Below are 22,515 nucleotides of genomic sequence, written 5' to 3' on the forward strand. Positions count from 1 at the left end.
ACTCTCTTATCTGCTTTTTATTATAAGCAGCTGGTGATTTTGTAAAAATAATAAAATTTTATAATGAATAATATTTATATTTCATTCAAAATTTTGTAAACCAAATGAGTAGGAAGTCCCATAATGGTATAAAAACTTCCGTTTAGCCTTGTTATTTTGGCCATACCCAGCCATTCCTGGATGCCATAACTCCCTGCTTTATCGAAAGGTTTATAATTCTGAATGTAATAGTTTATTTCATCATCTGTCATTTCATCAAGCTCTACGTCAGCCACGTCGGTTTCTGTACATGTTTTGTTCGCAGATTTTATGGTAATTCCCGTATAAACCTGGTGCGTTTTTCCGGAAAGCATACGGAGCATCTGTCGGGCATCATTTTCATCCTTTGGTTTTCCAAGGATCTGTCCTTCTGCGGCAACTACAGTGTCTGCGGTCAGTAAGACTTCATCATCTGTTAAATTTCGGAACGCTTTTGCTTTTAATTCAGACAGATAGGCTGCGGCCTCTCCTATTTCAATAGATTCAGGAAGAATTTCTTCACAGTCTATTTTCACCACTTCGAAATCAAATCCAAGGCTTGAAAGCAGTTCTTTTCTTCTGGGTGACTGGGATGCTAAAAGTAATTTCATAGTGAGATTTAAACAGATTGGGTATTATCATCATGCCAGTTTCCCTGGACCTTCATTACCTGCTCTATCACATCGCGTACAGCACCGCTTCCTCCCTTTTTTGTGGAAATATAGTCAGATATTCCTTTCACTTCAGGAACCGCATTTTCAGGGCATGCCGCAATCGCAGAATTTTCCATGATGTGGATATCCGGCAGGTCATCTCCCATCGTCAGGATCTCTTCGTTTTTAAGATTGTATTTCTTTTTAAAATCTTCAAAATCAACCATTTTATCATGTGATTTCGGATAATAGTCGTCTATTCCAAGATAGTTGATCCTGTGCTTGACCATATCATCGTTTCCACCTGTAATAACGCCTATTAAATAATTGTTTTTTAATGCTTTAACGACTGCATATCCGTCCAGGACATTCATGACCCTGCACATATTTCCACCTGGCATCAGATAAACGCTTCCATCGGTAAAAACTCCGTCTACATCAAATACAAATGCCTTAATATCTTTTAATTTCTCTTTATAACTCATACATTTTCTGAATAGAATGATTCATTGTCTTATAAATTGCAAGACTTTCGTCTTTTAATAACTGCTCATGTAATTCCAATACCCTTACATCATTTCGTACTGCAGGTCCAGTCTGGGCTGCTTTAGGTTCAATTTCATGGATCTTCTTCACTGTTTCGTCAATAAGCGGCAGAAAATAATCAAACGGAATGTCCTGCGAATCTGAAACTTCTTTTGCTCTTGCGAAAAGATGATTCACAAAATTACAGGCAAACACTGCCGTAAGATGAATGTATTTTCTCTTTTCATGACTGCTTTCCATTACATTTTCTGAAATCTGGGAAGCAAGGTCAAAAAGTAGCTGCTTATCCTCTTCAGTTTCTGTTTCAATGAAAAACGGGATCTTTTCATACTCCAGTTCTTTTGATTTTGAAAAAGTCTGCAATGGATAAAAGCTTGATTTTCTGTACTCCCCTGCCAGAATTTCTTTAGGAAGAGATCCTGAAGTATGGGCCACCAGAACATCTTTTTTAGTGATGATCTTAGAAACATTTTCCACGGAATTGTCACTCACACAGATGATATACAGATCTGCATCCTCCAGATGTTCCGTAGAATATGGGACATCCAGTTCTTCAGAGATTTTCTTCAGTTCTTCCCCATTTCTTCCAAAAATCTGCAGTAATGGAATTTTTTTCAGCCTGAAAGCTTTTGCCATGTGGTAGGCCACATTTCCGGAACCTATGATTACAATTTGCATCTAACAAAGATAAGATTTTAAAGGAAGATGAATGCGGGCCGCCGTAAGTTTATCATGAATCTCCGGATTGCCCGTTGCCTAAAGCTCAGAGTGTTTCGGGATGCGGGTTTCGAGGGTCAAATCAGGAGCTATCTTTATATGTATATACTTCTGGATCAATTTTAAAACTTAGGAAGCAGATACGTTTTTTTTCACGCAAAGTTGGATTTTAATGCTGTATAGTATAAGTTGAGCAAAGAAGGAATCAATTTCATTGATTCGATGAAGCGGACGTTTTTATTCAGACGCTTAATCAGCGACCTAGTCGAAGCCTTTGCCTTCCTCAAAACTCAACGCTTCCTAAATAAACTTTTGCGTTAAAAAAATATTTTTTACTCAAGTTTTGGAGGTGATCCAAAATTCCGTGGGTCTTACCCTTGAAACTTATAATTCAAAACTTATAACTCATAACTCGCTCAAACCCAAACTCAAATTATTTTAAATATTTGGACTGAAAATTGAATAAGTAATTTAACTTTCGGCTATTTTTGTAATCCAAAACAGTGAAAGCATCTTATGAAGATTAAGGACGCGGAAATTATTTCGTTGATGCAGAATCCACGGACCCAGGAGAAAGGTGTCCGGGCCTTGATGGATGCTTATCAAAGCAGATTGTACTGGCACATCAGAAGAATTATTGTGGATGGTGACCTGGCTCAGGATACGCTGCAGGAGACTTTTATTAAAGCCTATCAGAATTTTCACCAGTTCAAAAATGACAGCCAGTTGTATACCTGGTTGTACAGGATTGCCACCAACGAGGCGCTACAGCAGGTCAATAAGATGAAGAAAATGCAGAAGACGGATGAAGATCCGGAGTATTATATGCAGAACCTGGTGGCCGATAATACGGAAGGAGATGCTGAAGAAATCCAGCTGCTGCTCCAGAACGCTATACAAAGCCTGCCCGAAAAGCAGAAACTGGTATTTATGATGCGGTATTATGATGATTTGCCCTATGAAGAGATATCTAAAATTGTAGATATGTCTGTAGGGACTTTAAAAACGAATTATCATTATGCCAAACAAAAAATAGAAGAATTTATTAAAGAAAATTACGAGAGATAATTTTTTGACCCCAACAAAGATGAAAGAGTTCGACATAGAAAAACTAGAACGCAAGAATATTTACAAAGTTCCGGATGATTTGTTTCAAAATATCCAGAACAGTGTAATGAACGAAGTGAAAGCGAATAAGAAAGCACCGGTTTTTAAACTGAACTGGATGTATGCCGCAGCGGCATCAGTGGCTTTGATATTCGGGGTAACGTATGTTTTCAATTCTGACAACGATCCGGCAAAAGATGTGTTGAATTCAAATGCATATGCCGTAAACAAACAAGCGCCTAAAACAGAAGGCGAGCGTGCTTATGAAACGCTGGAGGCAGATTTAACTTCTGTTGAAAATAATAATCAAACAGTTAGCAATCAGGGAAATAAAACAGTTTCATATACTGCAAAAGAAGGAGCTGACCATGTAAGGACTGTTCAACCTGTAAAAGCTACCGCAAAAAAAGAAGAAACTAAAATGAATGAATACCTGGATTCTTTTTCCAATTCCGAAATTTCAGAACTGGCAAGCAATTCTACTCAGGACGTTTATTTAGATCTATATAATTAAGAAAGATGAAAAAGATATTATTTACACTTTTTATTATGTATGGTTTTGGTCTGAATGCACAAAATGCACAGACTACAGATTATGACTGGAAAAAGATGGATCCTAAACAAAGAAAGGAGGTAATAAACAATCTTTCTCCGGAAGAAAGAAAAGAACTGCTCAAGAAGTTCAGAAATAATATGGTGCTGGAAAATCTGGAGATTGATGCCGGCGATAAAACAGAATTTACTCAGCTTTATAATGAGTATCTTGAGAATCAGAAACAGATAAAAGGTCAGTTTAATCCTAATTTTAACCCCGAAACTTTATCTGATGATGAAGCCAAAGCAAAACTTCAGCAGAGTTTCGAAGTAGGGCAGAAGTTACTGGATAACAGAAAGAAATATGCTGATAAAATGCAGCAGGTGATTCCTTGTCAAAAAGTATTGAAACTATTCCAGTCTGAGGGCATGATGAGAGATAAAATGAATGAAAGAAAACCTCACAGCGGGCATGACAATACGGCAAGGCCCAAACAAAACCCATAATAGTTTATTTTTTTAATGTTGGACGGCTCTCACAAAATTTTTTTGTGAGAGCCGTTTAGTGTTTACGAATTGCTATTTTTGCGCAAAAAAAATATATCTAATGAGAAAACTGATGCAGCTGGCATTTATTTTTGGAGCTATTATCGCTTTTGCGCAAACGAAAGAAGTCATAAAATTCAGAGGGAACATTTTGAATTATACCGAAAATCCTTATGCATTTTTCAAGGTGATTGATCAGAGAGAGGATAAGCAGATCGGTACGTTGCCTTTCGGAGAGCAGAAAGAAATGAAGGAGGTTGTTTTTCCTTCAACACCAGATGCTGATTTTTCCGCCTGGTATTTAAAAAGCAATCAACCCGGTAAATTAACTGATTTTTTTTTGGTTTTAAAAAAACTGAAACTTTCAACAGGAGAGTCCGACGGTAAGAAGACAGAAGGGAAGATGGATTTTTCTGCCCAGACCTTTGCTAAAACGGGAGATAAATACCAATTCCTGTATAAAAAAGATACCGTGTTTACTTTTTATGATAAAGAGGTCTCCGAATTAATGGTGAAAAATATTCCGGCGGTTTTTTCTGCTTTCATCAAAAAAGCATATTCATTAAATCCTGCAGGAAATAAAGTGGGGTTAAACGGTCTCGAAGATTACAGTACACTTGTGAAAAATAATTATGCTGCTTTAAAAGGGAAACCATTAAAAGACGGAATTTATCTGGATTATATTTCTTTCTTTAATCAGACTCCGGAACCGGGAGATTATGTTTTGGAGAGCAACAGTAAAGGAGACATCACAAAAGCAGTCAAGGAGGAAAATGGAAAAAAGACTAAGATTTCCGCTTATAAAATGTTTGCATACGTGGAGAAAGGGAAGGTCCGCAAAAGCACCTTCTCGGGATTTATGGATCTTGATCAGGACGAAAACGGATTTTATGTTTTAGGCAATCGTGGCCATATTTTTCCTGTACAATCCAACAGTGCTTATGGGATGTTTGGCCTCATTGGAGGAGTTGCCGGTGCTATTGAGCAGAGAGCAAGACAGAAGAAAATGAAGAGCGGCGATGTGCAGAAAATTTACATTGATCCATTGACCGGAGAATACGACTTTTCCGAAGAATAGTAAATTATTTAATACAATGAATATAAGAGAGATAAAATGTCTCGCTTTTTTTTATCTTTGCAAATTACAACGTTCTTAAATGAAAAACATACGAAATTTTTGCATAATCGCTCATATTGACCACGGTAAAAGTACTTTGGCAGACCGTCTTTTGGAGTATACCAATACAGTTACTCAGAGAGAACTGCAGTCTCAGACCCTGGATGATATGGATTTGGAGAAAGAACGTGGGATCACCATCAAGTCTCACGCGATCCAGATGGATTATGAGTTTAAAGGAGAAAAATATATCTTAAACCTTATTGATACCCCGGGACACGTAGACTTTTCTTACGAAGTTTCCCGTTCTATCGCTGCCTGTGAAGGTGCTCTTCTTATTGTAGATGCGGCACAGAGTATCCAGGCGCAGACCATCAGTAATCTTTATCTGGCATTAGAAAATGATTTGGAAATTATTCCAATTCTGAATAAAATAGATCTTCCATCCGCAAACCCTGAAGAAGTTACCGACGAAATTATGGGACTTTTAGGATGTAAATACGAAGATGTTCTTAGAGTTTCAGGGAAAACAGGTGAGGGCGTTCATGATTTGCTTGAGCAGATTGTACACCGAATTCCTGCGCCGGTTGGAGATCCGGATGCTCCGTTACAGGCATTGATCTTTGACTCTGTTTACAACCCGTTCAGAGGGATTGAAGCATATTTCAAAGTGGTAAACGGAAGTATTTCTAAAAACGAGAAAATTAAATTTTTCGCGACAGGAAAAGAGTATGGCGCTGATGAAGTAGGAACTTTGAAACTAAAGCAGGTGCCGAAAAAGACGATCGAATGTGGTGATGTAGGCTATATTATTTCAGGGATTAAAGATGCAAGAGAAGTAAAAGTGGGTGATACCATTACCTCTTTTGTGAATCCTGCCGCTGCTGCGATTGACGGTTTTGAAGAAGTAAAACCAATGGTTTTTGCCGGAATTTATCCTATTGAATCTGAAGATTTTGAAGAATTGAGATTCTCATTGGAAAAATTAAGACTGAATGATGCTTCTCTGGTTTTCGAACCGGAAAGTTCTGCAGCACTTGGTTTTGGTTTCCGTTGCGGATTCTTAGGAATGCTTCACATGGAAATCGTACAGGAACGTCTTGAAAGAGAATTTGATATGAACGTTATTACTACGGTTCCCAACGTTTCATACCACGGATATTCTAAAAAAGAACCTGAAATTACAATTCTGATCAACAACCCGTCGGAAATGATTGATCCCAATCTTCTGGATAGAGTTGAAGAACCTTATATTAAAGCTTCTATTATTACTAAATCCGACTTCGTTGGTGCTGTAATGACGCTTTGTATTGAAAAAAGAGGGGAGATCGTTAACCAGAGTTATTTAACGGCGGATAGAGTAGAATTAACATTTAATATGCCTTTGGCAGAAGTTGTTTTCGACTTTTATGACCGTCTGAAATCTATTTCTAAAGGATATGCATCATTCGATTATTCTCCAATCGGAATGCGTTCTTCTAAATTGGTTAAAATGGATATTCTGATCAATGGAGATATGGTAGATGCCCTTTCTTCACTGATTCACGACAGTAATGCCTATTATATTGGTAAAAAGATGTGTGAAAAACTTCGTGAACTGATTCCTAGACAGCAGTTTGATATTGCAGTTCAGGCAGCATTGGGAGCGAAAGTGATCGCCAGAGAAACCATCAAAGCATTAAGAAAAGACGTTACCGCAAAATGTTACGGAGGAGATATCTCCAGAAAACGTAAACTTCTTGAAAAGCAGAAAGAAGGTAAAAAGAAAATGAAGCAGATTGGTAGAGTAGAAGTACCGCAATCAGCGTTCATGGCAGTATTAAAACTAAACGATTAATATAAAAAGACCGGTAAGAAATTACCGGTCTTTTATTTTTTAGAAAGTTCGTTGTTTCTCTGTAAGATTGGCTTGTATCACCAATGCTCCGAGACCAAGAATCACTTCGGCAATGCCTAATGTTCTGATAAGATTGATCCCGCATACGAGACATTCAGGTTCCGGGAAAGGCTTTTTCCCCACAACGATGATCAAAACTCCTCCTATGATAATAATGACCACGATAAAGGCTCTTAATAATGTTTTCATGATGGTATAAATTTTTATTTTCTATACCAAAGTTGAGCATATCTGCCTTGAAATCTACAAGGGAAATCACTGTTTCATGGAAGAGGTTTCTCCGGTTTTTATTTCTTTCTGGTGAATTTTATTTCCATGCTTTTGTGTTCTTTTCCTGTTTTAGAGTCAGGGCCGTACATTTCCATGGTGTGGTTATTATCGTCAGTAAATATATATACTTCTCTGAAATCACATTCTTTTCCGGGTCTTGCAGGATCAGCCATTTTTCCTTTGAATTCAAGGGATTTTTTAGCAGCATCCCATTCACCCTCTGCGTGCATAATACCTGTTCCCATATTATCTATCCAGGTGCTTACAAATTTTTTCTTTGCATTGTCATAGCCCATCAGGCTCATCCCTTCAAATGGCATTCCCATAAAGCTTCCTTTGTAATTGCTTTGCTGATAACGTCCTCCAAAAATCATTTTATTGGTAGATTCAGCCTGGCTCGTAATAGGTTTTCCACCGGCTTCCATCCACATGGTTGAAGCTCCTGTCCAGTTTCCGTCGTATTTTGCCAGCATTTTGTGAAGCTCTCCAGGTGTAGCATAGTCCATCCAGGCCTTCATAGCGGTTACAGAATCTACAGGTTTCCATTCCGTAGAATCCGTTTTGGATGAACTTTTTTCTGTCACGGGTTTCCCTTTCTCACAGGCGGTCAGAAGAAAAGTGACTGAAAATAATAACAATAGATTTTTCATAATTAGTTAATTTTAAGTGGGTTAATGTGAAATAAAGTTAGTTAATTTTATTATGCAGTCAATTGTTTTTTTGATGTCATTTATAAATTGTACCTTTGTGTATTCATAACGCAAATTAACTATGCAGGCAATAAAAGTTGCGGTAGACGCCGTCATTTTCGGGTACTTTGATAAGCAGGATCTTCAGCTCCTATTAATCAAAAGAAAGATCGAGCCATTCAAAGGTGGCTGGGCGCTTCCAGGAGGTCTCGTGCTGGATGATGAAAACCTGGATGATGCGGTTAAAAGAGAATTACACGAAGAAGCAGGCATAAAGCCCGATTTTCTGGAACAACTCTATACTTTTGGCAACGTAGGCCGCGACCCAAGGAATAGGGTGGTTTCAGTGGCTTATTTGGGCCTTGTGAACCCATCTTATCATGAACTCTTTGCCGATTCTGATGCGGAAGATGCACAGTGGTTCAGTGTGAATAAACTTCCCAAATTGGCTTTTGACCACCAGAGCATCATTGATATTGCGTTAAAAAGACTTCGTACCAAGATCCAGTACCAGCCGATCGGTTTTAATCTTCTCAATGAAGAATTTCCTTTTTCAGACCTTGAAAATCTATACAGAACCATCGTCGGACGTGAAATTGACCGTAGAAACTTCCGTAAAAAAATCATGAGCTATGGCCTGCTTAACGAAACCAACAACGTTAAAAAAGAAGGCAGCGGCAGACCCGGAAAATTGTTTACATTCAATCAGGAGAAGTATGAAGAATTCGAAAAAGAAGGCTTCTATTTCGAAATCAAATAACCCGTGTTCCAGACTTATTCAGTTTACATTTACCTCAAAAATCTCTTAATTTTATCATTTAAAACAAATAAACTAAAACTTTAGTTTATTATGTGTTAGTGCTATTTGTGAAAACATTTGTGTCATTTGTGTTTCAAATACATTTCAAAATATTCAATTTTTTATATTGATAATCAATAAGTTAATTAGTTAGTGTTAAAATAACGCAAATATATTTTGGCTATAAAATGATATTGTTTTACATTTGTGTAAGAATAACACAATCATGGATTATACATTACAACATATTATTGATAAATTTCAGAGAAAAGAGAGACTTGAATTTCTGTTCTTCTGGGGACACACGGTAAAAGATGAGATCACCAAATCATGCTTCAGCCAATGGTTTCCCATTCAGTTTGAAGAAAACGGAATCGTTTATAAAACTGCTGAACATTATATGATGGCCGGAAAAGCTAGACTGTTTAATGATCAGGAAATCCTACAGGAAGTTTTAAAATCCGAAACACCTAATGAAGCCAAAAGCTTAGGAAGAAAAGTGAAGAATTTTGATCCGAAACTCTGGGACGAGCATAAATATGAAATCGTAAAGAGAGCCAATCTTTTGAAATTCTCCCAAAACCTAAAGTTTCAGAATTTTCTGTTGGCAACTGACGATAAAATTTTAGTAGAAGCCAGTCCTTATGACAAAATCTGGGGAATCGGAATGCTGGAAACAGATGCCAGAGCCAATGATCCAAAACTTTGGGATGGGGAAAACCTGCTGGGGTTTGCTTTGATGGAGGTAAGAGACGAATTAAGAAGGTAAAAACACAATCACTAAACACAAAATAATACTATGGAAAAGACAGAACTTCACTCACAGATATTTCTGATAGAAGATTTCCTGACTTCTGCTGCCTGTGATGAATATATTGCAATGGCCCAGAAAAAAGTGTTTGAAGAAGCAAAGATCAATATGAATGGGCGCCAGATGATGAGCAAAGGAATTAGGAATAATGATCGACTGATGGTTTTTGATAACGATTTAGCAGAAGATCTTTTTAGAAAAGCCGCAGAATTTCTTCCTCAGGAACATGAGAACTATAAGCTTCAGAATTTTAATGAAATGTTCAGAGTGTATAAATATTCTCCCGGACAGCAGTTCAAAATGCACAGGGACGGAAGCTATATCCGGAATGAAAATGAAAAAAGTTTCTACACATTCCTGATCTATCTGAATGATGATTTTGAAGGCGGAGAAACCGAATTTGAAAACCTGTTCACCGTCGCTCCGAAAAAAGGATCTGCATTGGTTTTCTATCATCCGGTAAGACACGAAGGGAAAATCCTGATAAGCGGAAAGAAATACGTTTTGAGAACCGACGTGATGTATTCCAATAAGTAATCATCTGTAAAAAGATAAGCATTTTTATGCTCTTTTTAATTAGCGTAAAAACAACACAAAAAAATAAAAAGATGGAAGACGAACTAAAACCAAGATTCATCGAGTCATTACAGAGAAACAATGACCAGATCAGAGAAGACCGTGCACGCACCATCGGAGCAGATTCCGAATTGATCTACAGGCGCAGGGTGGAAGACATTGAACTGAAAATAAAGCGACTGGAGCGAGAGCAGGAAGGGCTCATTGATATCAGTCCTTTAGACAGAAACAGCTTGACATTTGCTGATTTTCAGCCGGAAGCATTTGTTCAGAAAGATATAGAATATTCATTAACCATCAGAAATTTAAATATTCAATTAGAAGTCGCTGTTAAGAGATTTGAATATTTATTCGGTAAAACATTTTAATTATGGGAAGTACAAGATACGATATGGATGCTCGTTTTGACAGAGCAAGAAAAGCAGGTTACGGATCTAAATCCGCAGGTGAAATTTTCACTCAGAATGCAGAAAGAAGAGCTCATGAATCTATGAACCCTAAAGGAATTTCTTTCAGAGAATCGAGAGATTCTTCCGTACACCCGAACTCTGTTCCTATCATTTTAGGATTGGATGTGACGGGAAGTATGGGACATATTCCGCACGAACTTATCAAAGAAGGGCTTCCGAAGTTAATGGGAGGAATTATCCAGGGAGGCGTTCCGGATCCGGCGCTTTTATTTTTAGGAATCGGGGACCATGAATGTGATGCTTTTCCTTTACAGGTAGGGCAGTTTGAATCAGGCGATGAGGAATTGGATATGTGGCTGACCCGTACTTATATTGAATCCGGTGGTGGTGGAAATGCAGGAGAAAGTTATCTGTTGGCATGGTATTTTGCCGCTTTTCATACCAGAACGGATGCATTTGAAAAGAGAAATCAGAAAGGAATTTTGTTTACGGTAGGTGATGAGCCCTGTTTAAAAACACTTCCGGCATTCGCCATTAGAGAAATTATGGGAGCGGGACAGCATACTTACACACATTTTGAGTTACTGGAAGAAGCGAAAAAACGATACGAGGTGTATCACATCAATGTTCTGCATTCTGATCAGGCAATGAGAGCAGATATTGGCTGGAAGGAATTATTAGGACAAAACTGTTTATCAATAGCTGATCACAGAGACATTCCGAATGTTATAAAAGGGGTCATCTGCGACAGGTTTAAAAATGAAACGTTCAGACCAACAGAAGGAGGAGAATTTGATCATATTCAAATGTTTTAAGTCATGAAAAAGGCACAAATAGTAATAGGCCTGGGTTTTGGTGATGAAGGAAAGGGAATCACTACAGATTTTCTTGCGCAGCAAAACCCGGAGTCTGTTGTCATCAGGTTTTCAGGAGGGCAGCAGGCAGCGCATACGGTAATGATTGATGGTAAAAAGCATATTCATTCTAGTTTTGCGAGTGGAGCATTGCGTGGATTGCCGTCTTATTTTACGGAGCACTGTACCATTCATCCTGTATTTTTATTCAATGAAAGAAAGGAATTAATGGAGAAAAACGGAAATATAGAACTGCATATTCATCCGCTGGCGAAAGTCACCACTCCGTTTGATGTCTGGCAAAACAGGACCAATGCGAAAAATCTGGAACACGGAACCTGTGGAAAAGGAATCGGAGCGACGATGAAAAGACACGAAAGCCCGTACAAACTATTTGCGGCCGATTTAGTGGCTCCAAGATCAATGTTGATAGAAAAATTAAAAGGAATAGCCTATTACTACGGCTTTATAGATGGAGATCAATTGGAAGAAGCGATGCGTTATTTTTTGAATGCGGTAGACCAGATAGAGTGGAAAATAGATGATTATACCTTTCTGAATTCATTTGAAAACCTCATTTTTGAAGGCAGCCAGGGAATTCTTCTGGATATGGATCACGGCGTATTTCCGAATGTAACCTACGCGAATACGACTTCAAAAAATGCTTTTGAGATCTGCCGGTTTTTGGAAATAAAGGATATTGAGATGTATTATGTGACCAGAAATTACTCAACCCGTCATGGAAGTGGCTGGATGAGCAATGAAAAGGAATTACTATTGAAAAACAATGAAGAGGAAACCTGTGTTTTTAATGATTATCAGAAGGAACTGCGTTTTGGAGAACTGGATTATGATCTACTGAATTATGCCCTTCTTTTGGATGGCGCCTATGTTTCAGCAACTCAAAAGAACCTGATTATTACGTGTCTTGATCAGACCGAAGCGCAATTTAAAATAGAAAATTTAAAAACAAAATTTGATACAGTCTACGGATCCTATTCTCCGTTTTCAAAAGACTTTAAACCAATTTTTTAAATCAAATAATGGTTTTATATTTAATGGCAGAAAGGAGCCGAATACCAATACAATGATGAAAGAATTTGAAATAAGAGCAGATTACAGCAGAGATACGATTGTGATATACCAGTCATACAATGAGCAGATTGCAAAATCTGCCGTGATGAACCAGAAGTTTTCTGCTCCTTTTTCATTCAACAGGATGACGTGGATCAAGCCTTCTTTTCTCTGGATGATGGAACGGAGTAATTACGGACAAAAATCCGGACAGGAATGTACGCTGGCCATCCATATCAAAAGAGAAGCGTGGGAAAGGGCGCTCAACAAAGCCATTTTAACTTCTCCTGAAAAAAGGGTATATCCTAATCCGGGAACCTGGGAAAAAGACTTTGAGAATGCTGAGGTTTATGTACAGTGGGATCCCGAAAGGAATATTAAAGGGAATAAATTGGAGTGCCGTTCCATTCAGGTAGGCATCAGCCGGTATCTGATTGAAGAATTTAATAATGAATGGATCGTTAAAATTGAAGATTATACACCTTTGGTCAAAAAGATCTTAAATTTTACCAAATCAGGAGCATATGATAAAGCAAAAAAATTATTACCCATTGAAAAATTGTATCCATTATCGGCTGAATTGGCTCACAAAATAGGAGCGATTATTTAAAAATAGAAACTATGAAAACAATACCTCTTTACAGACCGGTTGGAGAAAAAGAAATGATTCTGATCTTAGAGAGCAGATACAAAAAATTTCCCCCAAGATTGGAGTGGCAGCCCATTTTCTATCCGGTACTGAATGAAAGCTATGCCTCAGAAATTGCAGAAAAATGGAATACAAGAGACGAAGCCGGAAATTATCTCGGCTTTGTAACCAAATTTGAAGTCCCTGAAGAAGTTTTGAATCAATACCCAACGCAGAATGTAGGTGCCGGAAATCATAATGAATTGTGGGTTCCGTCGGAAGAGCTGGAAGGTTTTAATGATGCGATTATTGGAGGTGTTGAGGTGATCAAAGTTTTTGTGGGAAATGAATTCAAAGGATCTGGAAATACTGGAATTAATAATCTTGTTTCAAAGCTGAAGAACGAATGAAAGAGATAAACTATTTAAAAGGAGATGCGACAAACCCTCAATACAAAGGAAATAAGATTATCATTCATATCTGTAATGATATAGGAGGTTGGGGAAAAGGTTTTGTAATGGCGATTTCTAAAAGGTGGAAACAGCCAGAGAAAGGGTATCGGGAATGGTTTAAAAGTGGCCAAGAGTTTAATCTTGGAGAAATCCAGATGGTCCAAGTTGAAAAGGATATTTGGGTTTGCAATATGATTGGTCAGCATAAAATTATAACCAATTCCACTGGAATCCCACCAATCAGATACGAAGCTGTAGAAAAATGTTTAGAAAAACTAACTTTTGAAGCTTTAAAACTTAATGCAGAAGTACATATGCCGAGAATTGGATGTGGCCTGGCAGGAGGAAAATGGGACGAGATAGAACCCATTATTGAAAAAACATTAGTCAGAAATAATATCGAGGTATATGTTTATGACTTTGAATAATATAAAAACAAATTATAAGAGTAGTTCTTGCGGTCTTGACTAAAAATGAAGAGATGCTAAAGCTGTTCGAAACAATATCATGAAACTTAAATTAAAAAAATATAAAGAACAACTACAGGATTGGCCTCAAAAAGGCTATCACATCATGGCTCAATATGATGAAGATAAAATCATTGTCTATCAGTCTTACCGAAAGGAAATTGGAGATTTTGCTTTTGAAAATCAATATTTTGGAGGAAAATTTAGTCTGGAAAGAATGACATGGATAAAACCTAATTTCCTTTGGATGATGTATCGAAACGGCTGGGGAACTAAAGAGGGCCAAGAATATGTTTTGGCGATTCATCTAAAAATGTCTGCTTTTAAAAATTACCTGGAAAATGCAGTCTATTCCACTTATCATGATAGATTAGGAATTTCTCGTGAAGAATGGCAGGATCAGGTGAAAGAATCCTCTGTGCGATTACAATGGGACCCGGATCATGATCCTTTTGGGAATAAGCTGGAAAGAAGAGCAATCCAGATTGGTTTAAGAAATGGATTTACCCGTTCTTTTGCTCAGGAAGATATCCTTTTAATTGAAGATATCTCAGATTTTGTAAAAGAGCAGTATCGGTTTGTATTGAAGGATGATTTGGATAATCTGATTATTCCGGAAGAAAAACCTCTGTTATTCGATCAGGAAAGTTTAAATAAAAAGTTAAGACTAGATCTTAACTAATTACCATGAAAACTGAATTAATAAAAGGAGACATCACAAAAATACCCGCAGACGCTATCATAAACGCTGCCAATTCATCACTGCTTGGAGGTGGTGGAGTAGATGGAGCTATTCATCGTGCTGGGGGGAAGCAGATCCTTGAAGAATGTATCCAGATCCGGAACAGACAGGGAAAATGTAAGACCGGACAGGCTGTGGTAACATCAGCGGGAAATCTTCCTGCAAAATATGTGATTCATACCGTAGGACCCGTTTGGAATGGAGAAGAAGATAAAAGCTCAAAGCTTCTGGAAGACTGTTATAAAAATTCCTTACAATTGGCGGAAAGTTTGGGGATTAAAACCATTGCTTTTCCAGATATCAGTACGGGAATTTATAAGTTTCCAAAAGAACTGGCCGGAAAAATTGCCGTAGAAACAGTACAGAATTTTCAGTCAGATAGCATTGAGAAAGTTATTTTTGTCTGCTTTGATGATGACAATGAAAAGATTTACAAAAAATTATTAGATTAAAACAATGAAAAAACTAACCATATTAAGCGGTGCAGGAATCAGCGCCGAAAGTGGAATAAAAACATTCAGGGACGGAGATGGTCTCTGGGAAAACCATAATATAACCGATGTAGCAAGTCCGGAAGGATGGAGAAAAGACAGAGAGCTTGTGCTGGAGTTTTACAACCAGAGAAGAAGACAGCTTCATGAAGTTGAACCCAATGAAGCCCATCAATTGGTCGCAGAACTGGAAAAACATTTTGACGTTCAGATCATTACCCAAAATATAGATGACCTGCATGAAAGAGCGGGATCTACTAATATTCTTCATATTCACGGAGAATTGTTCAAGTCATGCTCCTGCAACAATAAAAACCTGGTTTATGAGGAAAAAGGAGACATCAAGATCGGAGATAAAGCAGAAGATGGCGCTCAGTTAAGACCATTTATCGTGTGGTTTGGTGAAGATGTTCCTTTGTACAAAACGGCGCAGGAAAAGGTAAAAGAAGCAGATATTCTTGTGGTGATCGGAACTTCCCTGCAGGTATATCCTGCGGCAGGACTGATCCATGAGATCAAAGACGATTGTCTTCTGGTAGTCATCAATCCCAACGAAACAGGATTCGGATACGGACAAAGAGCCGTAGTGATGAAAGAATCCGCCACCAAAGGAATGAAATTGCTGTTTGATAAACTTGTCAATTTAGCATAATGGAAAACGCAGTCAAAGCCGGAATTTTTGGTGTGTGTATCGGTGATGCGCTTGGAGTTCCGGTGGAATTTAGGAGCCGTGAACAGCTGAAACGTTCACCTGTAACAAAAATGAGAGCATTAGGAACCCATCACCAACCTGCAGGAACTTGGAGTGATGATGGTTCTCTAACTTTGTGTCTTGCAGAAAGCCTTTGCAGCGGATATAATTTGGAAGATATGGCTCTGAAATTCCTTCAATGGTACAATGCTGAAATCTGGACTCCTCATGGAAGGGTTTTTGACATTGGTATTGCTACCTCACAAGCCATTCACAGAATTAGTAAAGGCATGTCGCCTACTTTATGTGGTGGAAATTCAGAGTTTGATAATGGAAACGGTTCTTTAATGCGGATCATGCCATTATTATTTTATATCACGGATTTCCCTATTGAGAAACGGTTTGATATTATAAAGGATGTTTCCTCTATCACTCATGGACACATCCGCTCTGCTTTAGCTTGTTTTATTTATTTGGAATTGGCCTTAGAAATTCTGAAAGGAAAAGATAAATGGGATGCGTGTAGAACAATGCAGGAAAATGTTAGAAATTTTTTAGATCACAATCCTATTTGTTCCCAAAATGAGATGGATAAATTCCATCGGATTTTAGAATTAAAAGTAGGAGAATATGATCTGGTCCAACTATATAAATTACAGGAAGAGGAAATAAGCTCTTCCGGCTATGTCCTCCACAGCTTAGAAGCCTCCCTTTGGTGTTTTCTCAACTCTCAAACCTATGCCGAAGCAGTATTAAAAGCAGTGAATTTAGGAGAAGATACAGATACAACCGGAGCTATCACAGGTGGAATTGCAGGCATCTACTACGGATTTGAAAATATTCCGGAAGAATGGATAACCGAACTTGTGAGGAAAAGCGATATTGAAGTTTTATGTGAAAAACTTCAGAAAAAATTAATGAATTAAAGACAAAAACCATGAACGAAATACAAACCAAAAGAATAAGCAAATTTCTGAGCCTTATTCTGAGACATCAACCCGAGACCATTCAGCTGAGGCTGGATGAAAACGGGTGGGCAGAAGTGGATGAACTCATTACAAAATCAGCAAAAGGCAGAATGCATTTCAGTTTTGAAGAGCTGGAAGAAGTCGTAGAAACCAATAATAAAAAACGCTTCGCTTTTAATGAAGACAAAACCAGGATCAGAGCCAGTCAGGGACATTCCATTGATGTAGATCTGGCCTTGAAAGCGGTGCAGCCACCTGATTTCCTGTATCACGGAACAGCAGAATCGAATATTTCTTCAATCCTGGACAACGGAATTGAAAAAAGAGCCCGACAGCATGTTCATCTAAGTGCGGACAAAGAAACTGCGACAAAAGTGGGAATGCGTCACGGGAAACCTGTTATTCTGACGATTAGAACTAAAGAAATGCATGAAGACGGAATTCTTTTCTATCTTTCGGCAAATAAGGTCTGGTTGACAGACTTTGTGGATGCAAAATATATTTCAAAGTAGATGGGAAGAACATTAGTAATCGGTGACATTCACGGAGGTTTTAAAGCCTTACAACAGGTTTTTGAACGGGCAGAAGTTACAGTAGAAGATCAGTTTATTTTTCTCGGGGATTATGTTGATGGCTGGAGCGAATCTTCAGAGGTCATACAGTTCTTGATAGAGCTTTCAGAAAAGCATGAATGCATCTTCATCAAAGGGAACCATGATACCTGGTGTGAAGACTGGCTGTCACTGGGAGAAGGCCCTGATGTATGGCTGTTCAATGGCGGTAAAAGTACGGTAGAAAGCTACAATGACTATTCACTGGAAGATCTGGAACGCCATCTTGAGTTTTTCCAAAGGATGAAAAGTTATTATGTGGATGATGAAAACCGTCTGTTTATTCATGCAGGATATTCATCTATGCATGGCCCTGAAAAAGAAGTCTATTCCAGCAATTACCGTTGGGACAGAACTCTTTGGGAAACAGCAGTTGCCATGGATACAAAATTGGAAAGAAACTCAGAGCTCTACCCGAAAAGACTGCTTTTATACAACGAAATATTTATTGGACACACCCCAACAATAGACATAGGAATTAAGCATCCTGCCCATAAAGCCAACATCTGGAATATGGATACCGGAGCAGCTTTTACCGGAGCTTTATCAATGATGGATGTCAACACTAAAGAATTCTGGCAGAGCGACCCGCTACCGTCCCTATATCCCGATGAAAAGGGCAGAAATAATGATATCATAGGAAATAAAACCTTATGAAAATAGATCAGAACTTATCAACATACCCCAACCTTATAGGTTTCTATCCATAACCAAACCCTCGTCCAACCTCACAAAGGACAACCCAATAAATCCACCATTTCCCTTTCCCACCCAAATCATATTAAGTAATTTTGAAGTTCAAAAACTGCTTCAATGAAACTGAAATACTTCTTAATTTTCCTAAGCACATCCTTATTTTTAGCTCAAAACTCATTTCAGACCCCTTTTGAAAAAGGAAACGGAAACCAAACAGTGACCTACGATGAAATGAATGCCTATTATCAGGATCTGGCTCAGCATTTCAACACCATTCAGTACCTTAAAAAAGGAGAAGATGACAATGGAAAACCCATTTACGTTGTTATTTACAATCCTTTCCCTGAAAAAGATCTCGATAAACTGAGAAAAAATAAAGCTGTTTTATTCGTGAACAACGGAATTCATCCCGGCGAACCGGATGGAATAGATGCTACGATGATGCTCATGCGGGATCTTGCTACCGGAAAGGTAAAAACACCTCAGAATTTTATTGTTGCCGCTATTTCTGCCTATAATGTGAGCGGAATGCTGAATAGAGGGTCTTTCTCCAGAGCCAATCAAAATGGTCCGGAACAGTATGGTTTCAGAGGAAATGCCAGGAACTATGACCTGAACAGAGATTTCATTAAAGCAGATTCAAAAAACGCCAGAAGTTTTCAGAGTATTTATCAGTGGCTGCAGCCGGATGTTTTTATAGATAATCATGTGAGCAATGGAGCTGATTACCAATATACTTTCACCTACATTTCTACCTTTAAAGAACGTCTTGGAAATACATTGGGCGCTTACTTTTACAATGATTATCAGGTCAAAAACCTTGATGCGATGAAGAAGTTGGGCTACGAAAGCACGCCTTATGTAAATATCCATGGTGATATCCCTGATGAAGGATTTGCTGCTTTTGAAGATTCTCCGCGATATTCTACAGGATATACTTCTCTGTTTAATTCTTTGGGAACGGTTCCTGAAACGCATATGCTGAAGCCTTATGACAAAAGGGTAGATGCAACGTACAAATACATGCTGGTGAACCTCCAGAATCTGGACAATGATTACAAAAAAGTAAAGCAGCTTCGCATCGACAATTTGAAACAGTACAAAGCCGGAATGCAATATGGAATCCGTTGGAAAATAGATTCTACACAGTTTTCTACCATGGATTTCAAAGGCTACGAGGGAAGTTATAAACCAAGTGAAATTTCCGATAAACCGAGGCTGTATTACGATATAAATAAACCTTTTACCAAGAAGATCAAACTCTTCATGACAGCCGTTCCTACAGGATACATCACGATTCCTAGATATTATGTTGTTCCACAATCCCAGTACCGTGTGATTGAAGAGCTGAAAAGAAATAAAATTCTGATGACTGCTCTTAAAAAGGACAGCACAACAGCGGTTGAGTCTTATAAGATCAAAGATTTCAAAACGGTGAAAAACCCATACGAAGGACATTATCTTCATTACGATACAAGTGTGGAAGTAGCCAAAAGAAACCAGACTTTCTTGGCCGGAGATTATTTAATTCCAACCGATCAGCCTGGTGTTAAATATATTATTGAAACACTTGAACCTGAAGCTTTAGACTCATTTTTTAACTGGAATTTATTTGATGGAATTCTGGCTCAAAAAGAATATTATTCAGCCTATATTTTTGAAGATACCGCTTCAGAATTATTGAAGACCGATAAAAAATTAAAAGACGCTTTTGAGGCGAAAAAAGCATCAGATAAAAAATTTGCTGATGACGGAACAGCCCAGCTGGACTGGATCTACAGAAATTCTCCTTACTTCGAAGAAAAAACATTCAGACAGTATCCGGTTTACAGAATATTATAAAATTTTTATAGATGAAATCTGTTGGATTCAACATGATACTCCACATGTCCTATCATATTCTTTTGTCTTGAAACAAAAGAATCAAAAATTCAAGACCTGGAAACTTCCGCTAAAAATAAATACTGTTCTCTAAAAATTCTAAAACTTGCGCGGAGTTACTATTTCTGCTTCGTTTCGGGGACGGTCCCGCGCTTCGGACAGTAGAATTTTCTTAACGTTCACAGCATTTATTTTCTTAACGCTCCACTTTCCTATGTCAAATTGTAACGGTTGTAAAATCGATTCTCCCCAAACTTTGTATTATATCAGCAGCTTTAAATTTTATCGCAGGTAAAATCCTCGCGCCTTAACAACGCATTGGATGAAAAAGAATAGCGTCCTTGCGATTTTGTAACAAAAAAATATGATTAATATATTGACAATCAGTGATTAATTTCCAGGTTTTTCACGCGTGCATAAAGGGTGTTTTTCCTTGTAAATTTAATACATACTCTGCCGAAATTTGCTTTATAAAACCAATAAAAACTATAGTTATGGCCACTAAAAAGCAATTTTTCGTTTCACTGGAAGGCGTAGATCTTACAGATGAGCAGTTGAAAAACATCGACAGAGGAATTCAGAGTGTAGTTCTTTCCGAACTTTCGAAGATTGACAATACCCAGGCTTTCGGAGCTCACAGAGACTTCAAAGGATTGGTTCGACCCTTGAAAATTAAAGACTGGTTTCCATGGGGAATCATTATTTTCAAACCGGGAATTGATATTCAGAGCCAGTTGAAAGACATCCAGGTTCAAATAAAAAGCTATGGAGGCTAATTCCAATTCTTCAAAAAAGAGGTGTCCCAGTTATGTAGGAAAAGTTGGGGCACAGCTTTTTGGAGTGGTTGACAAAGACGGGAAGGTACACTTCATAACACCGCTCACCGTCACAGAAGAGTTCCTGGAGCTGAATAAGGATCAAAACAGTCTCGAACAGAGATTCCGGTTTACAGGAAAATGCGTTGAAAAAGGCTGCGGCCAATGGAACGCCGAAGAATCCAAATGTTCTTTATCTCAGAAAGTTCAGAATCTGGATACACATAAAGAAAAGGAGCTGTTCTTCTGCCCGATCCGGTCTCAGTGCAGATGGTTTTCACAGGACGGAAAAGAAGCCTGTTTTTCATGCAACGAAGTCACGAGAAATATGGAGGAACTGCTGGTCAATACACAACAATAAAAAAAGACGCTTCTCATTGAAACGTCTTTTTGTTTTATTTTGGTAAGCCTCTTTTCAGGGCCGATTCTGCGATTTTGACGGCTGCTTTTTCTTTCCAGTCCATGTATGTATTTTTAAAATTGGACTTCATAATATCATCAAACTTACGCTGTACGGTCAGATTCCAGATGGAGTGAACTTTCACGGCCCAGGACTTGTCCCATGCCCTTAAAGAAATAGAGAAACTTCCGTCCAGATACTTCATCCAGTGCCACCATCCCGTAGGCATAAAAAGCGTATCACCATGTTCCAGGAAACATTCAATTCCCTCTATACCATCTAAGGCAGGATATTTCTCAAAATCAGGATTGTCGATATCATAATCTTCCAGTGCATAGGTGGCGTATGGAAGTCTGTATAGTCTTTCTTTCCATTTATGTTCAAACAGTTTCACGTGCTTTCTTCCATTAAAGTGCGTGTGAAATATATGCGCCATATCAATATCGAAATGAAGGAATGTTACTGAGCTTTTCCCACCAAAAAACATAGATGGATATTTATCCAAGAAACCACCCATAAGTTCTTTTGGCGCAATAAAATCGTCCATCAATTTATTGGCGTGTTTGATCGGGTCAAAAAAGAAAATTCTAAGATCGGTAGGCTCTCTCTGAATAAGATCTATATAATCTCCGAACATCATTTTTGTAGTGGGCGTATTAATGGGAGCACCAGGATCGGCTTTTTTAGAATTGTAAAGAGGAACTTCTACATCACCTACCACTTCCTTTACATAATCCATAGTCCACTTCTGATAAGCAGGCCATTTTCTTGCCATATTTTTAATGACAACGGGCCTTCTGGGCTTTAGATATTTTTCCATAAACTCTTCCTGAGTAATATCATCTACAACATCTATAGGCTTTAAAATAATTCCCATTCTATAAATTTTATGTTACAAAATTATTAAATAAATATATATGAATCAGTGTTTAAGTTTTTTTTAATCTATGATTCAAATCACTTTTAACTATTTAGACTAAATAAAAATATTAAAAATTATTCTTTTGTTGAAACTCCTTGCTTATTCCCTATTATAAGACAATCTTTTTTCGGAA

At 38.0% G+C, this 22,515-nt stretch carries 29 protein-coding genes; 23 read left to right on the plus strand and 6 right to left on the minus strand.

The window, feature by feature from the left end; all coding sequences use genetic code 11:
- Positions 1-74: 74 nt before the first annotated feature.
- From N0B48_RS16695 to N0B48_RS16705, 3 genes are read right to left on the minus strand one after another with little or no spacing between them, the layout of a single operon-like run.
- Positions 75-629 (minus strand): Maf family protein, encoded by a 555-nt coding sequence (locus tag N0B48_RS16695; RefSeq protein WP_259840018.1) that lies wholly within the window; start codon positions 627-629, stop codon positions 75-77.
- A gap of 8 nt (positions 630-637) precedes the next feature.
- Positions 638-1,156 carry a KdsC family phosphatase gene (locus tag N0B48_RS16700; protein ID WP_259840019.1) on the minus strand — a complete coding sequence of 173 codons (519 nt, stop codon included), beginning with the start codon at positions 1,154-1,156 and terminating at the stop codon, positions 638-640.
- Complete coding sequence (locus N0B48_RS16705) at positions 1,146-1,895, minus strand: Rossmann-like and DUF2520 domain-containing protein (RefSeq protein ID WP_259840020.1); 750 nt, start codon at positions 1,893-1,895, stop codon at positions 1,146-1,148. The genes N0B48_RS16700 and N0B48_RS16705 overlap by 11 nt, the downstream gene beginning before the upstream one ends.
- Positions 1,896-2,450: 555 nt before the next feature.
- Here N0B48_RS16705 and N0B48_RS16710 point away from each other — a divergent pair.
- From N0B48_RS16710 to lepA, 5 genes are all read left to right on the plus strand, one after another.
- Complete coding sequence (locus N0B48_RS16710) at positions 2,451-3,002, plus strand: RNA polymerase sigma factor (protein ID WP_034724476.1); 552 nt, start codon at positions 2,451-2,453, stop codon at positions 3,000-3,002.
- Between the two features lie 19 nt (positions 3,003-3,021).
- Positions 3,022-3,555 carry a hypothetical protein gene (locus N0B48_RS16715; protein WP_259840022.1) on the plus strand — a complete coding sequence of 178 codons (534 nt, stop codon included), beginning with the start codon at positions 3,022-3,024 and terminating at the stop codon, positions 3,553-3,555.
- A gap of 5 nt (positions 3,556-3,560) precedes the next feature.
- Entirely contained in the window at positions 3,561-4,082 is a 522-nt protein-coding gene (locus tag N0B48_RS16720; RefSeq protein ID WP_259840023.1) for a hypothetical protein, read from the plus strand.
- 100 nt (positions 4,083-4,182) lie between these two features.
- Positions 4,183-5,199 carry a hypothetical protein gene (locus N0B48_RS16725; RefSeq protein WP_259840025.1) on the plus strand — a complete coding sequence of 339 codons (1,017 nt, stop codon included), beginning with the start codon at positions 4,183-4,185 and terminating at the stop codon, positions 5,197-5,199.
- A 79-nt stretch (positions 5,200-5,278) separates the two neighbouring features.
- The gene (gene lepA / locus N0B48_RS16730) at positions 5,279-7,075 is read left to right on the plus strand and encodes a translation elongation factor 4 (RefSeq protein ID WP_259840027.1); all 1,797 of its coding nucleotides are present in this window, start codon (positions 5,279-5,281) and stop codon (positions 7,073-7,075) included.
- A gap of 39 nt (positions 7,076-7,114) precedes the next feature.
- On the opposite strand, the gene N0B48_RS16735 is transcribed toward lepA, so the two are convergent.
- Both N0B48_RS16735 and N0B48_RS16740 read right to left on the minus strand, forming a co-directional pair.
- Positions 7,115-7,324 (minus strand): hypothetical protein, encoded by a 210-nt coding sequence (locus N0B48_RS16735; RefSeq protein ID WP_034724485.1) that lies wholly within the window; start codon positions 7,322-7,324, stop codon positions 7,115-7,117.
- Positions 7,325-7,422: 98 nt separating this feature from the next.
- On the minus strand, positions 7,423-8,055 hold the full coding sequence (locus N0B48_RS16740; protein ID WP_259840028.1) for a DUF1579 domain-containing protein: 633 nt from the start codon (positions 8,053-8,055) through the stop codon (positions 7,423-7,425).
- A 121-nt stretch (positions 8,056-8,176) separates the two neighbouring features.
- Here N0B48_RS16740 and N0B48_RS16745 point away from each other — a divergent pair, with 121 nt between their 5' ends.
- The 18 genes from N0B48_RS16745 (at position 8,177) to N0B48_RS16830 (ending at position 21,421) form a co-directional block, all read left to right on the plus strand.
- Complete coding sequence (locus tag N0B48_RS16745) at positions 8,177-8,854, plus strand: NUDIX hydrolase (protein WP_259840030.1); 678 nt, start codon at positions 8,177-8,179, stop codon at positions 8,852-8,854.
- 265 nt (positions 8,855-9,119) lie between these two features.
- Complete coding sequence (gene ybiA, locus N0B48_RS16750; RefSeq protein ID WP_259840032.1) at positions 9,120-9,662, plus strand: riboflavin biosynthesis intermediates N-glycosidase; 543 nt, start codon at positions 9,120-9,122, stop codon at positions 9,660-9,662.
- A gap of 30 nt (positions 9,663-9,692) precedes the next feature.
- Entirely contained in the window at positions 9,693-10,241 is a 549-nt protein-coding gene (locus N0B48_RS16755; RefSeq protein ID WP_259840033.1) for a prolyl hydroxylase family protein, read from the plus strand.
- A 71-nt stretch (positions 10,242-10,312) separates the two neighbouring features.
- Entirely contained in the window at positions 10,313-10,648 is a 336-nt protein-coding gene (locus N0B48_RS16760; RefSeq protein ID WP_047455903.1) for a hypothetical protein, read from the plus strand.
- 2 nt (positions 10,649-10,650) lie between these two features.
- Positions 10,651-11,505, plus strand: a complete 855-nt coding sequence (locus tag N0B48_RS16765) for a hypothetical protein (RefSeq protein ID WP_259840036.1) — start codon at positions 10,651-10,653, stop codon at positions 11,503-11,505.
- Between the two features lie 3 nt (positions 11,506-11,508).
- Positions 11,509-12,579 carry an adenylosuccinate synthetase gene (locus N0B48_RS16770; protein ID WP_259840037.1) on the plus strand — a complete coding sequence of 357 codons (1,071 nt, stop codon included), beginning with the start codon at positions 11,509-11,511 and terminating at the stop codon, positions 12,577-12,579.
- Between the two features lie 52 nt (positions 12,580-12,631).
- A complete protein-coding gene (locus N0B48_RS16775; protein ID WP_259840038.1) occupies positions 12,632-13,228 on the plus strand; it encodes a DUF4291 domain-containing protein in 597 nt (198 codons plus the stop codon).
- Between the two features lie 11 nt (positions 13,229-13,239).
- A complete protein-coding gene (locus N0B48_RS16780; RefSeq protein ID WP_259840039.1) occupies positions 13,240-13,656 on the plus strand; it encodes an ADP-ribosylation/crystallin J1 in 417 nt (138 codons plus the stop codon).
- On the plus strand, positions 13,653-14,126 hold the full coding sequence (locus N0B48_RS16785) for a macro domain-containing protein (protein ID WP_259840040.1): 474 nt from the start codon (positions 13,653-13,655) through the stop codon (positions 14,124-14,126). The genes N0B48_RS16780 and N0B48_RS16785 overlap by 4 nt, the downstream gene beginning before the upstream one ends.
- A 79-nt stretch (positions 14,127-14,205) precedes the next feature.
- Positions 14,206-14,847 carry a DUF4291 domain-containing protein gene (locus N0B48_RS16790; protein ID WP_259840041.1) on the plus strand — a complete coding sequence of 214 codons (642 nt, stop codon included), beginning with the start codon at positions 14,206-14,208 and terminating at the stop codon, positions 14,845-14,847.
- Positions 14,848-14,852: 5 nt separating this feature from the next.
- Positions 14,853-15,359, plus strand: coding sequence for an O-acetyl-ADP-ribose deacetylase (locus N0B48_RS16795; RefSeq protein ID WP_259840042.1), 507 nt, complete (start codon positions 14,853-14,855; stop codon positions 15,357-15,359).
- Between the two features lie 4 nt (positions 15,360-15,363).
- A complete protein-coding gene (locus tag N0B48_RS16800; protein ID WP_259840043.1) occupies positions 15,364-16,050 on the plus strand; it encodes an SIR2 family NAD-dependent protein deacylase in 687 nt (228 codons plus the stop codon).
- Entirely contained in the window at positions 16,050-17,015 is a 966-nt protein-coding gene (locus tag N0B48_RS16805) for an ADP-ribosylglycohydrolase family protein (protein ID WP_259840044.1), read from the plus strand. Before N0B48_RS16800 ends, N0B48_RS16805 begins: the two co-directional genes overlap by 1 nt.
- An 11-nt stretch (positions 17,016-17,026) precedes the next feature.
- A complete protein-coding gene (locus N0B48_RS16810; protein WP_259840045.1) occupies positions 17,027-17,569 on the plus strand; it encodes an RNA 2'-phosphotransferase in 543 nt (180 codons plus the stop codon).
- On the plus strand, positions 17,570-18,325 hold the full coding sequence (locus N0B48_RS16815; protein WP_259840046.1) for a metallophosphoesterase family protein: 756 nt from the start codon (positions 17,570-17,572) through the stop codon (positions 18,323-18,325).
- A gap of 156 nt (positions 18,326-18,481) precedes the next feature.
- Complete coding sequence (locus N0B48_RS16820) at positions 18,482-20,206, plus strand: M14 family metallopeptidase (protein ID WP_259840048.1); 1,725 nt, start codon at positions 18,482-18,484, stop codon at positions 20,204-20,206.
- 533 nt (positions 20,207-20,739) lie between these two features.
- Complete coding sequence (locus N0B48_RS16825; RefSeq protein ID WP_047455914.1) at positions 20,740-21,021, plus strand: hypothetical protein; 282 nt, start codon at positions 20,740-20,742, stop codon at positions 21,019-21,021.
- Positions 21,011-21,421 (plus strand): hypothetical protein, encoded by a 411-nt coding sequence (locus N0B48_RS16830; protein ID WP_259840050.1) that lies wholly within the window; start codon positions 21,011-21,013, stop codon positions 21,419-21,421. Before N0B48_RS16825 ends, N0B48_RS16830 begins: the two co-directional genes overlap by 11 nt.
- A 34-nt stretch (positions 21,422-21,455) precedes the next feature.
- Here N0B48_RS16830 and N0B48_RS16835 read toward each other — a convergent pair whose 3' ends face one another.
- Positions 21,456-22,337 carry a cupin-like domain-containing protein gene (locus N0B48_RS16835; RefSeq protein WP_259840052.1) on the minus strand — a complete coding sequence of 294 codons (882 nt, stop codon included), beginning with the start codon at positions 22,335-22,337 and terminating at the stop codon, positions 21,456-21,458.
- Positions 22,338-22,515 lie beyond the last annotated feature (178 nt).

The organism is Chryseobacterium herbae (genome assembly GCF_025154075.1).
In the GTDB taxonomy this organism is placed as follows: domain Bacteria; phylum Bacteroidota; class Bacteroidia; order Flavobacteriales; family Weeksellaceae; genus Chryseobacterium; species Chryseobacterium herbae.